This is a genomic window from Nitratireductor sp. WH36-1, assembly GCF_058725515.1.
The window spans coordinates 474,858-489,558 of the sequence record NZ_JBZXDP010000002.1; the positions used below are offsets into that span (position 1 = coordinate 474,858).

At 60.0% G+C, this 14,701-nt stretch carries 12 protein-coding genes; 2 read left to right on the forward strand and 10 right to left on the reverse strand.

Annotated elements, in window-relative coordinates; translation table 11 throughout:
* Positions 1–396: 396 nt before the first annotated feature.
* Positions 397–1,119 (reverse strand): aspartate/glutamate racemase family protein, encoded by a 723-nt coding sequence (locus AC4PTT_RS21350; RefSeq protein WP_113156528.1) that lies wholly within the window; start codon positions 1,117–1,119, stop codon positions 397–399.
* Positions 1,120–1,140: 21 nt separating this feature from the next.
* Positions 1,141–1,770, reverse strand: coding sequence for a flavin reductase family protein (locus AC4PTT_RS21355; RefSeq protein ID WP_432515744.1), 630 nt, complete (start codon positions 1,768–1,770; stop codon positions 1,141–1,143).
* A gap of 135 nt (positions 1,771–1,905) precedes the next feature.
* Here AC4PTT_RS21355 and AC4PTT_RS21360 point away from each other — a divergent pair, with 135 nt between their 5' ends.
* Positions 1,906–2,583, forward strand: a complete 678-nt coding sequence (locus AC4PTT_RS21360) for a GntR family transcriptional regulator (protein ID WP_113157101.1) — start codon at positions 1,906–1,908, stop codon at positions 2,581–2,583.
* A gap of 53 nt (positions 2,584–2,636) precedes the next feature.
* Here the strand turns inward: AC4PTT_RS21360 and AC4PTT_RS21365 are convergent, their stop codons facing one another.
* The 8 genes from AC4PTT_RS21365 to AC4PTT_RS21400 all read right to left on the reverse strand — a co-directional run bounded on the left by AC4PTT_RS21365 (position 2,637) and on the right by AC4PTT_RS21400 (position 12,908).
* Positions 2,637–3,617, reverse strand: a complete 981-nt coding sequence (locus tag AC4PTT_RS21365) for an ABC transporter ATP-binding protein (RefSeq protein ID WP_113156527.1) — start codon at positions 3,615–3,617, stop codon at positions 2,637–2,639.
* A complete protein-coding gene (locus AC4PTT_RS21370; protein ID WP_206545146.1) occupies positions 3,614–4,597 on the reverse strand; it encodes an ABC transporter ATP-binding protein in 984 nt (327 codons plus the stop codon). Before AC4PTT_RS21370 ends, AC4PTT_RS21365 begins: the two co-directional genes overlap by 4 nt.
* Positions 4,590–6,107: an amidohydrolase family protein gene (locus AC4PTT_RS21375; protein ID WP_492162693.1), complete on the reverse strand. Its 1,518-nt coding sequence runs from the start codon at positions 6,105–6,107 to the stop codon at positions 4,590–4,592. The genes AC4PTT_RS21370 and AC4PTT_RS21375 overlap by 8 nt, the downstream gene beginning before the upstream one ends.
* Positions 6,107–7,300, reverse strand: a complete 1,194-nt coding sequence (locus AC4PTT_RS21380; protein ID WP_113156524.1) for an amidohydrolase family protein — start codon at positions 7,298–7,300, stop codon at positions 6,107–6,109. The genes AC4PTT_RS21375 and AC4PTT_RS21380 overlap by 1 nt, the downstream gene beginning before the upstream one ends.
* Positions 7,301–7,305: 5 nt before the next feature.
* Complete coding sequence (locus AC4PTT_RS21385; RefSeq protein ID WP_162742401.1) at positions 7,306–8,277, reverse strand: ABC transporter permease; 972 nt, start codon at positions 8,275–8,277, stop codon at positions 7,306–7,308.
* A gap of 21 nt (positions 8,278–8,298) precedes the next feature.
* Entirely contained in the window at positions 8,299–9,267 is a 969-nt protein-coding gene (locus AC4PTT_RS21390; protein WP_113156522.1) for an ABC transporter permease, read from the reverse strand.
* Positions 9,268–9,328: 61 nt separating this feature from the next.
* Positions 9,329–10,900, reverse strand: a complete 1,572-nt coding sequence (locus AC4PTT_RS21395) for an ABC transporter substrate-binding protein (RefSeq protein ID WP_492162694.1) — start codon at positions 10,898–10,900, stop codon at positions 9,329–9,331.
* A 445-nt stretch (positions 10,901–11,345) separates the two neighbouring features.
* Positions 11,346–12,908 (reverse strand): ABC transporter substrate-binding protein, encoded by a 1,563-nt coding sequence (locus tag AC4PTT_RS21400; RefSeq protein WP_113156520.1) that lies wholly within the window; start codon positions 12,906–12,908, stop codon positions 11,346–11,348.
* Positions 12,909–13,061: 153 nt separating this feature from the next.
* Here AC4PTT_RS21400 and AC4PTT_RS21405 point away from each other — a divergent pair, with 153 nt between their 5' ends.
* Complete coding sequence (locus AC4PTT_RS21405; protein WP_492162695.1) at positions 13,062–14,543, forward strand: amidohydrolase family protein; 1,482 nt, start codon at positions 13,062–13,064, stop codon at positions 14,541–14,543.
* Positions 14,544–14,701 lie beyond the last annotated feature (158 nt).

The window sequence follows — 14,701 nt, forward strand, 5'->3', positions numbered from 1 at the left end:
AATTCTCTGTGGTGAATGCCGCACATGCGGAGACGACGCACAAGCGCCGGTAAGTCAGCTCAAAGTCCACATTCGGACGGTTTGGCACCGCATTAGCATCTTTACATTCACCTGATCAAACCCTTGCCTGCTGCGGCATGACAACTTGCCCCGTGCTTATCGCACCGCATACCGGGGAGGCCTAGGAATGGAATTCCAGTTGTCGTGAGAAAAGAGGAATAACCGTGCCGCAGTATCAGGCCACGAGGTCCAACTTCGGTGGCGAGAAGACCTCGAGGGCGAACCGCCGAAAGGGTAGCTCTGCCCAACGGCGCCATCCAGACATGACAACACCGTATTAAGAACACGGGAGGCATCGCCAAACACGCAGGTGGAAGCCGACAAACTCCGCTGTCTTCAGGCGCAAACCACGCAGCCGGCACTCTTTTCGCGAGGGTAGTTGTAAGAATTCACTTTCGACGTCGTGTAACCTGCAACGACAAGCGCTTCAGCAAGCTTCATTGCCGCCGTCACACCATCGATCACGGGCACGCCCGATACCTCCGTCAATCGGTCACAAAGCGTGCTCATGCCAGCACAACCCAGGATAACCGCTTCAGCTCCATCCTCCAGGGTGGAGCGCTCAATCTCCCGGAGAAGCAGCGCTTCTGCCTCAACCGGACTTTCCTCCAGGCTCAGGACCGGCAAGTTTATGGATCGAACCTTGCGGCAATGGCGATCAGCACCGTATGCGCTGACCAGTTCCTCAATAATGGGTACTGAGCGCGGCAAAGTGGTGATGACCGAGAAGCGCCTGCTGATGGTCATCGCGACCTGCACCGCAGCCTGACAGATGCCCAGGACCGGGCCTCGCGCAACTTCACGGGCTGCATGCAGGCCCGGATCGTCGAAACAGGCGATTATGTAGGCATCCACCCCCAAAGCCTCGCCCCTGATAATTTCGGACAGCAGACCGGGAACGGCCATGGCCTCGTCGGCGCCGCCCTCAATGCTCAATGGCGTATCGAGCGGGTTGACGGCGGAAACCTGCGTATCCGCATTCTTGACGACCAGCGCGCGCTCCAGAGCCTGTCTGGTCATCGACGCCGTGGAGTTTGGATTGATGATGCGAATATGCATTACGGCAACCTTCGGAAGGGATTAATCGCAAGGCGGTTTTGAAAAGTCGTCAATGTCTGGCGCCTTCAAAACGAACTGACGATCGGAAACGATGTAATTATCGGCATGGAGGCGGGCGATGGGTTGATATCGTTCCGGGTCCACATAGCGGCTTTCGGCGTCGAGACAGTCCTGGCGCACATGCATGTGAACAACCTCGCCCAGAACGAGCGTACGCCGGGGATAGTCGATCAGACGCTCCACCCGGCATTCGAAAACGCACGGCGCCTCCTGCGCGTAGCTCGCCTCCACCTTGCGGCATTCAACCGGCGTAAGCCCGGAGACCTCCAGCTCATCCACCCCGCTTTCAAAGCCCAGGCCACAGACCAGCATCTGCCGGGAAATGGCCATATCCACCATATTGACAGCAAAAGCGCCGGTGCGGCGGATGTTGACCATCGTGTCCTTCTCCGCCCCGCCAAGGCGCGGCTGAATGCCCAGCACGACAATGGCCGGATCGTGCGAGAAGACATTGAAGAAGCTCATGGGAGCGGCATTGTTCCGCCCCGTTTCAGAGCGGGTCGAGACCAGCGCGATCGGTCGCGGCCCAATGAAATTCGTCAGCAGCCGGTAACGGCTCTGCGGCTCCAACTGCTCGAAATCAAATTCCATACCGCTCTCGATGGGTGTCATTATAATATACAATATCATCCAACATTGTTGACAATATTGCAATGAAAAACACGCTCACAAGTTGACTTTTTGCTCCGCATCACGCTTGTCTACCCGCACAATGGAGGGAGCGGCATGAGTGAGCAGACTGGAGTATCGACGCATCAGATCGTTGAAAGAATCTGGCTGTCGATCGCCGAGCGCAGACTGCGGCCCGGCGTTCAGTTGAAAGAAGGTCAACTGGCTTCGATCTTCAGCGTAAGCCGTGCCCGCATTCGCCAGGCGTTGACGCTTCTGGAGCGTGACGGGCTTGTGACGATCATCCCCAACCGGGGGGCGTTCGTCTACAAACCGACCGTAGACGAAGCCAAAGACGTCTTCTTCATACGCCGCACCGTCGAGCACCGGATCGTCGAACGGCTTTGCAGCCACATCAGCAAGGCCGACACCAAGCGCCTGCGCGACCACGTCGCCCTGGAGCGCGAAGCGAATGCAAAGGACCAGACGACGGATATCATCAAACTGTCTGGCGGCTTTCACTTGCTGCTTGCCGAAATCACCGGTTCCGACTTTCTCTTCACGACCATGCGGGACCTCATTGCTCGGTCCTCGCTGATAACCGCCGTCTACCGCAACACCTCCCGTTTCAATTGCGGCCCGGACGAACATATCGAGATCGTGAAGGCCATTTCAAAAGGTGACACCCGCAAGGCCTCGGACCTGATGGGGCATCATCTGGAACACGTCGAATCCGAACTCGACCTGACTGAGATCCGCGACCTGTCACACGATCTGAAAGCTGCCCTTTCATAATTCACCGCACGGATCGCCCTGCTCCCGCGGACCGCGCAGCAGGGGCTTCCCCTCTACTCCTCAACATCGACCATATGGCAGGCTATGCGCGCTCCGCTCGAAGAGGTCCTGATCTTCGGGGCCTCGCTTGAGCACCGGGCGGTAGCAAGCGGGCAGCGCGGGTGAAACGTGCAGCCGGACGGCGGGTTGAGAGGGCTTGGCACCTCGCCATTGGCCGGCTCGCGATCCCGGTTCGGGGTTCGCACGTTCGGGATCGTCTGCAACAGAAGCTGCGTGTAGGGATGCAGGGGACGCGCGAAAATTTCTTCCGTATCGCCCTCCTCCACGATGCGCCCCAGATACATCACGGCCACCCGGTCGGACATATGATGGACCACACTCATATCGTGGCTGATGAACAGGTAAGTCAGCCCCAGCCGATCCTGCAACTCGCGCATCAGGTTCAGAACCTGCGCCTGCACCGAAACATCGAGTGCCGATGTCGGCTCGTCGCAGACCAGAAATTCGGGCTCACTTGCAAGCGCACGTGCAATGGAGATGCGCTGCCGCTGGCCGCCGGAAAACTCATGCGGGTACTTTTCGCCATCCGACGGTGAAAGACCGACAATCCGCAGGAGTTCCTCAACACGCTCGGTGATTTCCGCAGCGCCGGTGCGCAGCTTCAGTTCCCGCAACGGCTCCGCAATGATGTTCTTCACCGACCAGCGTGGATTGAGCGAGGCGTAGGGATCCTGAAAGATCATCTGCGCTCTGAGGGTCTTTCCATCGCGCCCATTGGCAAAGTTCAGATCGCCGGCGCTCGGTCTGTAAAGACCGGTGACCAGACGGGCGACCGTCGACTTTCCGCACCCGCTTTCGCCGACAATCGCAAGGCAGCCGCCGGCGGGCACACTGAAACTCACATCATCGACCGCCTGTAGCAATTGCCGTGGCTTGCGCTCCACAACCCGGTTGAGCCAGGGAGCCGAAACATCGAAGGTTTTGGTCAGCCGCGAGACCGTCAGTGCGGCCGTTTCGCCCGTTTGCATCGTCATGCGGTTCCTCCCGCGTTGAGCCAGCAGGCGCTTGCGCCTTCGCCTGCAAAAGTGAGTTCGGGCCGTTCCTTCAGGCAACGCGGGCCGGCATGGCTGCAGCGCGGGCTGAAGGCACAGCCGATCGGGATCGCATCCAGACGCGGCATGGAGCCGTCGATCTGGCTCAGTTTCTCCACGCGACCGTCAAGAGAGGGGATCGACGCCATCAGGCCCTGCGTATAAGGGTGACGCGGAGCGTGGAGCACCTGCTCCACCGGGCCAAGCTCGATGAGACGCCCGGCATACATGACCGCAACACGGTCTGCCGCCTCGGCGATGACGCCCATATCATGGGTCACGAGCATCACGGCCGTCTGCTTCTCCTTGCAGAGCTTGCGCAAAAGGGAAATCACCTGCGCCTGGATGGAAACATCGAGCGCCGTCGTCGGCTCATCGGCAATCACCAGCTTCGGCGACGCCGCCAATGCAAGCGCAATAACGACACGCTGCCGCATGCCCCCGGAGAACTGATGCGGATACTGCTTGACCCGCTCTTCCGGTGAGGGGATGCCGACATCCCGCAGAAGCTGGATTGCCCGCAGTTTCGCCTCACGCTTCGAAACAGGCAGATGCTGGCGGATCGTCTCCCCCAGTTGCGCGCCAACGGTGAACAGCGGGTTGAGCGAGGTCAGGGGATCCTGGAAGATCGCACCGATTTCACGGCCGCGTATCTGCTCCATCGCCTGGTCGTTCAACTGATCAATGCGCCGTCCTGCGAGCCAGATTTCCCCGCCGGAAATATGACCGGGACGTTCCAGCAGCCCCTGGATCGCCAGGCCCGTCATGGACTTGCCGGCACCCGATTCACCGACCACGCCCAATATCTCACCCGCCTTGATGGAAAGCGAAACGTCCGACAGTGCGGTTACGCTTCCCCGGCGGCCAGGAAACTCGACCCGCAACTCGCGAACATCGATGACTGGTTTGTCCGCTTCACCCATGATCTTCCACCTCTATCGGATAGCTAGGGGGAAATATCTCGGAGACCGCTGGATGCCCCCAGCTTCGCTCCGGATATTTGGCGATGAGCCCGTCGTACTGCGCCTGCGCGCGGGCGCGCGCCGCCTGCATGTCGATCCCGGCAACGGCGCGGTTCCACATGGAGACACGCCCGTCCACGAAGACCGCCTGCGTGACCTTGCCCGAACCGCCGGTCACAAGGGTTGTGATCGGGTCGACCGAGGGCGCCATGGCCGTGTCGTCAAGCCGGAAGACGGCGATATCCGCGCACGCGCCGGCCGAGAGATGCCCGATGTCGTCGCGGCCAAGCGCTTTTGCACCGCCGAGTGTCGCAGCGTCGAAAAGGTCAGCGCAGCGCACCCGATCAGGCGCACCGTCACTCATTCGGCAGGTGATGAGGCCGACCAGGAGATTCATCAGCATGTCGGGCGGGGCAGTGTCGGTTCCCATGGCGATGTTGATGCCGCGCGCGCGGCACTTCGAGAATGAGTTGAGCGCGCCACCGCTGCGGCCGGAAACCAGCGGGCAATGGACGATGGAAACGCCGTTGTCCGTGTAGAGCGCCAGATCCTCATCGGTGGCGTTTGTGGCATGCGGTGCGATCATTCTTTCACTCAAGAGACCGGCCTTCGCCAGCCAGACCGGCGCCGTGCTGCCATGCAGCGCCCGCACCGTGTCGACCTCCATCGTGCCCTGCGCCATGTGCAGGCGGAACCGGCAATCCAGATCGCGTGCGGCAGCATCCGTCCGCTTCAACAGGTCGAGTGTGCAGGTTTCCACGCGATCGGGCGCAAGCATGCCGCGAACCAGATCGCCATGACGCCCGTTCTGGCGTTCGATATAGGCGATTGCGTCGCGCAGTCCCTGAAAGCCGCGCTCCTCGTCGAAGACGGGAACGATCTTGTCCGGGCTTTCAAGAACCATGCCGCCGGAGCGATAGGCGGGGCTCAGATAGACGCGCATGCCAAGATCGCCGGCGGCGTCTGCAGCGGCATCGAACTCGGCGACGGTCTCGCCCCATTCACGGTAGAAGAGCGAGGCGATGGGTGCAGCCGTGGTTATGCCGTTCTGGAGAAGCTGCCCGAATGCAAAGCGCTTCTGAAACGCCAGCTCTTCGGCTGAGTACATCTCATAAGGCCCGGCTTCCACATAGGACCGCGGCCAGACGCGGCCCTTTGCCCAGCCGGGATGATGATCGATGCCCAGGATCGTCGTATCGAGATCCGAAAGCGCATCGAGATCGATGAAACCAGGGCTGATGAGCGCCTCGCCGAAATCAATCCGGCGGGCGACCGTGCCGGGAAAGCCGTGCCCGACAAAGAGTATCTTGCCGCCCTCGATCACCACTTCGCCATCGCGCAGAAGACGGTGGCTACCATCCCTGTGCCCGACGACCCACCGCGCGGTGAGAAGCGTTGGACCTTCCGGCCGGTGGCCCAATGGCAAATCCTGGGGCAGACCTTCAGGCCGTTTTTGAGGCGTGGGGTTCATCAAGGCATCTCCACCAGCGCTTTACCATCGCGCGCGGTTACCCGACCGCCTTTCACCACCATCGGGCGCGGCGCGGTTTCCACCACCGCATGAGCGAGCGTTTCGCCGGCAACAAGCGTGAAATCCGCAGCGCAGCCTTCGGCAAGGCCATACCCTTCGATGCCCATCACATCGGCACCGCCCTGCGAGACGATGTGCAGTACATGCTCCAGTTCAATGTCGGAGCGCACGCCGTTTTTCATGCCGATCACCCGCGCGCGGTCCATCATGTCGGGTTGCCCCCATGGCCCCCAGGTGTCGCGAATGCCATCGCAACCGGCGGCAACGCGCACCCCGGCCGCCTTGAGCTGACGAATTGAGGGCACCGTGGCCGATGGCGCGCCGGTGGTGACGATAGCGACATCGAGCGCTGCGATCTCCTCGATCAGACGGCCGACGCGCAGATGATCGTTCATGCCCAGTGCGAAGGCGTGGCTGATCGCAACCTGGCCTTCCATGCCGTTGGCGCGTACCCGTTCGAAAATGAGCTCCATGGTGAAAGCGCCGAGCTCACCGGCTTCGTGCAGATGGATGTCGATTGGCACCCCATGTCTGACGGCGAGTGCGAAAAGAAGATCAAGCTGCCCTTTCGGGTCGCGGTCGATGCCGCAGGGATCGATCCCGCCCAGCACTTCGCAACCCTGCTTCAGGGCTTCGTCGAGCAGTTCGGCCGTTCCCGGCATGACCATGAGCCCCGATTGCGGGAAAGCGACCACTTCGATGTCAATCACGCCGCGGAGCTTCTCACGGGTCTCCCAGATGCCCTCGACCAGAGACAGGCCATGGGTTGGGTCAATATCCACATGGCTACGGATGTGCGTGCTGCCGTGCGCGACAAGGCCAATTGCATGGCGCATTGACTGGCGATGGGGATCGATGCCGATTTCCTTGCGGTTTTCCCGCTCGAAATCGATGCGCTCGCGCAGGATGGCGGCGCGGTTGTTGACGTGCCAGGGCATGCCCCATGTGGTCTTGTCCAGATGGGTGTGCGCATCGATCAGTCCCGGAATGACGATGGCGCCGCCACCCTCTTCTACAGGCATCCCGGCCACAGGCTCGAACTGGCCGAAACCGGCGATCCTGCCGTTCTCGATGAGGATGTCGCACGCTTCGTCAGCCAGCGGGCGAACATTGCGAAGGAGAAGGTTGGTCATGGATGCTACCTGAGTTTTGGATTGAGGGCGTCACGGAGCCAGTCGCCGAGCACGTTGACCGAGACGACCAGAAGACAGAGCTGGACCACGGGGAACAGCACGATCCACCAGGAACCGGAGAACAGGTACTGGTTGCCGATACGGATCAGTGTGCCCAGCGAAGGCTGGCTGGGTGGCATGCCGATGCCGAGGAAAGAAAGAGTCGCTTCGGTCAGGATCGCCATGCCGAAGTTAAGCGTCGCCGCGACCAGAATGGGGGTAAGTGTGTTGGGCAGGATGTGTTTGACCATGATGCGGCGGGCGGGAACACCGATCAGCCTGGCCGCCTGCACATAATCCTTGCCCGCCTCGACGATGGCCTGAGCGCGCGCCGTGCGCGCATACTGTACCCAGGCGGACAGTGCGATTGCGAAGATGAGCACCGCAGACGCGCCGATCTCGCGCAGAGAAAGCGGCAACATCTGCCGGATCACGGCCGAGACAAGAATGGCGACCAGGATTGTGGGCAGCGAAAGCGTTATGTCGCCGAACCGCATCAGCAGATTGTCGATGAAGCCACCGAAATAGCCGGAAATCAGACCAGCGCTCATTCCGATCAGGAGCGACAGCGCAACGGAGCCGACGCCGATGATGATCGAGATGCGCGTTCCGTAAAGGATCGCCGAGAGCATGTCGCGCCCCTGCGTATCCGTTCCGAGAAGGTAGGGCCACTCGCTGCCCGCCTCCCAGATCGGCGGAAGCTCTGCTTTCCACATGTCGAGCTGGGCGCCATCATAGGGGTTCTGCGGCGCGATGAGCGGCGCGAAAACGGCCGTCAGCACAAGGATCGCCAGAAGCGCGGCGCTGACCATAGCCGCCTTGCTGTGAGTGAAGGACCACCAGACCGCGCTGTCACGCATGCGCGAGAACATTGAGCGTCGCGCTGTCTTAACCGGCGCCACTGGTTTCGATACTTCGGAAATCTGCTGTGTGGACATCGAACTCATCTCTTCGTTCGTTCACTGCGCGGTGCGCAGGCGTGGGTCGATTACCGCATAGGCAATGTCCACTGCGGTGTTCAGGAGGACAAAGATGAAGGCGATGATGCACAGATACGCGGCCATCACGGGGATATCGAGGAATGTCACCGCCTGGATGAACAAGAGCCCCATTCCCGGCCACTGGAAGACAGTCTCGGTGATGAGCGCGAAAGCGATCAGCGAACCGATGTTCATGGCCGTCATCGTCACCACTGGCATCAGGCAATTGCGCAGCGCGTGGCGAAAATAGATGCGCCAGCGTGGAATGCCTCGGGCGCGGGCGAATTTGACATAGTCGGAGCGCAGCACTTCCAGCATTTCAGCGCGCACGAGGCGCATCACCAGTGTGACCTGATAAAGCGAAAGGGAAAGCGCCGGCAGCAACAGCGCGGCACGGCCCGAAGGCGTGAGCAGGCCCGTGGACCACCACCCGATCTGCACAACCTCGCCGCGCCCGAAGGCGGGCAGCCAGCCAAGAACGACCGAGAACACCAGGATCAGGACGATGCCAACCACGAAGCTTGGCAACGACACCCCGATGATGGACACGAACTGCAAACTCTCCGAATACCATTGCCCGCGTTTGATCGCCGTCAAAACGCCAAGGGGTATGCCCACGAGCAGGGAAATCAGCGTCGCAAGAAAAACGAGTTCGAGCGTGGCCGGAAAGCGTTCGGCAATGAGCTTCAGGACATCCTGCCCGTTGCGGTAGGAAATGCCGAAATTGCCCTGTGCCGCGTTGACCACAAAGCGTGTGTATTGCGTCAGGACGCCGTCGTTGAGGCCAAGCCGCTCGCGCAGTTCGTCCCGGTCGGCCTGGGTCATCTGTTCGTTGGCCATCATCTCGACCGGGTCGCCCGCCAGCCGGAAGATGAGGAAGGCGAGCATGGCGACGGCAAGCATGACCATGATGGCGTTGGCCGTGCGCTTGATGATAAAAACCAGCATTCAGGTAACCTTTGGCTAGATCGCGGCCCGGAGGCTTGCTCCGGGCCAGCTGTCGTGGCTGTTACTCGGAGACGTGCGTCAGCCAGTGGCGGACCTTGTTGTCCGCAGCCTGCGCGATCTTGTCGATCTTCTTGTCCATCACCCACGCCATGGGCTGCTGGTGCAGCGGGAGCATAACGATCTCTTCCTTGACCAATTCAAGCGCGCGGGTCTGTAGATCAAGCCGCTTTTCCCGATCCATTTCAGTCGATGCCTGTTCGATCAGGTCATCGATTTCCCGGTAGCTCCAGCCGCCCCAGTTGAACACGCCGGCGGTGTCAGACCTGGACTTGATCATCTGAACGAGGATCGAATAGCTGTCCAGCATCGGCTCATTGGCCCAGCCGATCAGATAGACATCGGCCTTGCCACCGGTGCGCTTCGGCGCCTGAGCGGCGGTCGGTGCGATGTCGAGCTGAGGCTTGAACCCGCCACGGCTGAGCATGTTGACAATGCCCTGGCAAAGCTCTTCCTCGTTCACGTAGGCGTCGGTCGTGCAAACCAGCGTGAACGGGTAATCGGCTGCACCGGCCTCCTGCAGGAGCCTGCGGGATTGCTCTGGATCATACAGGTAGGGCGTGTCCAGTTCAGTGGAGTAACCAGGAATGTCCGGCGCTACGATTGTTCCGGCAGTTCGCGACTTGCCGCGCATGATGCGCTGCTGGATGAGTTTCGGATCAAGCGCGTGGGCGAACGCCTGGCGCACGCGCAGGTCGTTGAACTTGTTCTCCGAACCATTGTCCAGGGTCGGCTTGCGGTTGAAGCCGAGCATGACCGTGCGAAGGTTTGTGCGCTCCATGACCTTCAGTTCGGGCTGCGCGGAAAGGCGCGGCACATCCTGCGCCGGCGCTTCCTCGCTGAAGTCGATCTCGCCGGAGAGAAGTGCAGCCACGCGGGTCGCGGCAGAGGTGATCGGCACGAACTCGATGCGATCGATGTTGTGGGCCGCCTCATCCCACCAGTTTTCGTTCACGAGAAGGACCGTTTTGCTATCCGGAACACGGCTTTCCAGCCTGAAGGGACCGGTGCCGTTGGTATGATAAGTGGCGTAGCCCTCGATCTGTGCGCCGACATCCGTTGGCTTTTCGGAATCGTTGTCGACCAGCCAGCCCGCATCGAACATGTGAATGTTTGTCAGGTCGTTGAGCAGGAGCGGATACGGGCCGGTCATTTCGATATCGACCGTGTAATCGTCCACCTTTTTCGACGACTTATAGGCTGGCAGATTTCCGCGCAGCGGCGAAACCGGATCACTGACACGCTTCAGCGAGGCCAGAACGTCGTCGGCCGTGAATTCAGCGCCATCGTGAAATGTCACGCCCTCGCGCAGATGAAAACGCCAAACCGTGTCCGAAACCTGCTCCCAGGACGCGGCCAGTGCGGGCTCGATCTGAAGATCGGCGTCGTAGCGAACCAGCCCCTCGTATACGTGATTGAGAAAGGAAAGCGTGTAGCTGTCGCCATAGGAATATGGGTCCAGCGAATAGATATCCCGCGCGGCGCCCCATTTCAGGGTCTCCGCAGACGCCACTCCGGTCAGGGCTCCGCTCAAGCCCAGGGCAATGGTCGCCGCCACTCCGATTTGCTTCAACATTGGTTTGTTCCACTCCTAGAGAGTTGCGCCTCCTTGACGGAGGTCTGCTTCGCTTCAACCCACCGGAAATCGTGGCCAACCACGAGGGATGCGTCTCACGATTGCGAAAGCGCAAACCGGCAGGACAGGAATTTCAGGAAGCGAATGCCGCGCATGCGACCGGTTGAACGCCCCGGCAGTCCAGAAAACCCCACTTGGGGGGCCTCTTCTGCGGCCGCCACGCTACTCTCCCGTCTGAACGCATTGCCTCCCGTCAGACCCATAGGCATTATGGAGGAGGCCAGAATTGTGTCAACTATATTGTCTACAATTTTTCCCGAATCTAAGATTGAAAATGTCGACAAACATGCAACCAAACCCTCGAAGCCGGGCGGCACAGCGCAAGAAGAAGGGCGCTTCATCGGAGAGATGAAACGCCCTTTTTTGCGTATAGTGCCTGGGGCCGTTACTCGGCCATGCGTGTCAGCCAATGGCGCGCTTTGTTGTCGGCCCGGAAGTCGACGTCCTGCACCGTGTCCATCATGGCCCAGGCGATGGGCTGCTGATGAAGCGGTATGAGAAGAGTATCATCCTTTGCAATCTTCAAAGCTGCCTCTTCCAAGGCGAGACGCTTCTCATTGTCCGGTTCCTGTGCCGCCTTACCGACCAGCTCGTCGATCTCGGGATAGCTCCAGCCACCGTAGTTAGACACGCCGGTCGACTCGCTACGCGTGGAAAGAATCTGAGAAAGCAAGGAGTAGGCATCCAGCGTCGGCTCGTTTGCCCAACTCATATTGAACATGTCCGCCTTGCCGTTGGTTCTTTTGGGAGACTGCACCGCACGCGGCCCCATATCAATGGTCGGCTTGAACCCCACACGCTCCAGCATATTCGCGATGCCGGTGCAGAATTCCTCTTCGTTGATGCTCTCATCGTTCATGCACATATAGTTGAACGACAGTCCTTCCTGCCCCGCTTCGGCAAGAAGCGCCTTCGCCTTTTCCGGGTCTGCCGGCTCGTAAACATCGAGTGCCTTGGCATAGCCAGCGACCTCCGGTGCGATCAGGGAGCCGGAAGGACGCGCCAGCTTTCGCATCACCTTGGCATTAATCAGGTCACGATCGATTGCCGCTTCCACAGCCTGACGGACGCGGATGTCGTTGAACGGGTTCGGGCGGCCATCTTCCAGCGTTTCGCGGCGGTTGAACCCGACAAAAACGGTGCGCAGCTCGGTTCGCTTGTTAACCTGAATGTCCGGCGCAGCCTCAAGACGCGGCAGATCCTGGATTGGTGCGGAATCGACCAGATCGACCTCACCCGAAAGGAGCGCGGCAACACGGGTGGCCGGCGATGCAATGGGCATGAACTCGATGCGGTCGAGATTGTGCTTCTTCTCATCCCACCACTGATCGTTGACGACCAGGATCGTCTGGCTGTCCGGCACCCGGCTTTCCAGTTTGAACGGCCCCGTGCCATTTGTGTTGTGCGTGGCATAACCTTCGACATTGGATGCGAGGTTCGTGGGCTTTTCGCTGTTGTGCTCCTTCAGCCATTCGCCACTGAACATGAAGATGTTCGTCATGTCGTTCAGGAACAGGGATGTCGGCGCAGAGACTTCGATATCAACCGTGTAATCGTCGACTTTCTTAATGCCAGCATAAAGCGGGATGTTGCCGCGCAGGGGCGATTCCGGATCGCTCACGCGCTTGAGCGAAGCGATCACATCATCCGCATTGAACGCGTCTCCGTCATGGAATTTCACACCTTCGCGGAGCGTGAAGCGCCAGTATTTATCGTCAATGAGCTCCCACTTGGTCGCAAGTGCCGGCTCGATCTGGAAGTCCGGACCATAGCGGACCAGCCCTTCATAAATGTGATTGAGGAATGCAAGGTTCGATGTCGACGCCACCGAGACGGGGTCGAGCGAATAGATGTCGGCGCGGCTGCCCCATTTAAGGGTTGCCGCACCGGCGGGCAGCGCAAGCGCCGTCGCCATCAAGGCCGATAGGATTGTTCGTTTGAAGCGCATGCTGATGCCTCCCGCTTGGTCGCTTTCAGGAACGAGTTGATGGAACACTCACGGCCAAAACAGCAATTGTCAATTATATTGTCGGCAATTATTGTAAAAAATGTCAGCCAATGCGTCGGGTAGATTGCCGCGCAACCAAGCCGGGAGTGAGATATGAGTGAGCTTCTTCTACTGCACGGGACAATCGTCACCGTCGACGGAACCCGCCGCATCATCGAGGATGGCGGCCTCGCCATTGTTGACGACAGGATCGTCGACATCGGCACCGCCGACGAGCTGGCGCAGCGCCACGAAGGCAAGAAGGTGCTGGACTGCAAGGGCAAGATGCTGATCCCCGGCCTGATCGACGCGCATGGCCACGCCGGCCATGCGCTGATCCGCAGCATCGGCGCCGACACCAACGCCTTGTGGATGCGCATCGTCACACCTGCCTATTATCATTATGTGACACGCGACTACTGGTATGCGGACGGGCTCGTTTCCGGGCTTGAGCGACTGCGCGCCGGCGTGACGACAGGAGCGAGCATCATCACCTCCATGCCGCGCAGCGACGATCCGGCCTTCGCCATCAATCATGCGCGCGCCTATGATGAAATCGGCCTTCGGGAGATCGTTTGTGTCGGCCCGGCGGGATTGCCCTGGCCGCAAACCGTTACGCGCTGGGAGAGCGGCCAGCCGGAACGACGCCAGATCTCCTTTGAGGAAATGATCGAAGGAGCCGAGGCCGTCATCGACGCGGTCAATGGCAGCGGAGACGGTCGCATCAACGTCTTTCTCACGCCATTCACGATCGTGCCCTCGGTCGAGCCCTCCAACGCATCGTCCCCCGACATGGCTGTCAACCTGACGGCGGACGACCGCATGCAAGCGCGACGCGTTCGCGAAACAGCCCGGAACTGGGGCGTTCGCATTCATTCAGACGCTTTCGCAGGGCAGATACGGATGGCGTTTCAAGACAAGGAGAACGCGCTTCTGGGACCAGACGTCCACCTGCAGCACTGCTGGGGTATTTCGCATGAAGAGATCGACATTCTGGCGGAGACGGGAACCTTCGTCACCCACGCACCGCCCGGACGCTCCACCCCGATCATGGACATGATGGCGCGCGGGGTGCCGGTCGCAATCACCTCGGACGGCGCAGCGCCCAGCCGCCATTTCGATATGTTCCAGGTGGCGCGCATCGCGCAGCAGACCCAGCACATATTGCATAATCACGACCGCTATCTGCTGCCACCCGGCAAATTGTTCGAGATGATTACCATCGATGCCGCGCGCGCCATCGGCATGGATCATGAAATTGGCTCGCTGGAGATCGGCAAGAAAGCCGATATTGCCGTGATCGACATGCGCAAGCCGCATCTCACACCCAACTGGATGCCGGTCCACAGACTGGCTCATCAGGTTCTGGGCAGCGATGTGGACACGGTGATCGTGGATGGAAAAGTGCTCATGGAAGGTGGCCGCGTTCTGACGGCAGATGTGCAGTCGGCGCTCGATGAAGGCGAAAAGGAAGCCCGCGCACTGGTCGAGCGGGCGGGACTGCAAGACCACATGCACGAGCCCGGCTGGGGCAAGCTGCATCGAACATTCGAGAAACCTGTGATAACCCCGGTTCCACCGCAGTACAATCAGTAGGATGACTCTGGTGCATAGATCCATTTTAAGGATCCATCGATGTGCGATGACATCATGTCAGGTAATGGGCGTGTGAATGCAGATGGAATTGTGATGCTGTTTTCAATTGCCGAGTGATCAGCACCACCTGAGTGGCCCAGTTTGATTGTTCGTGCATG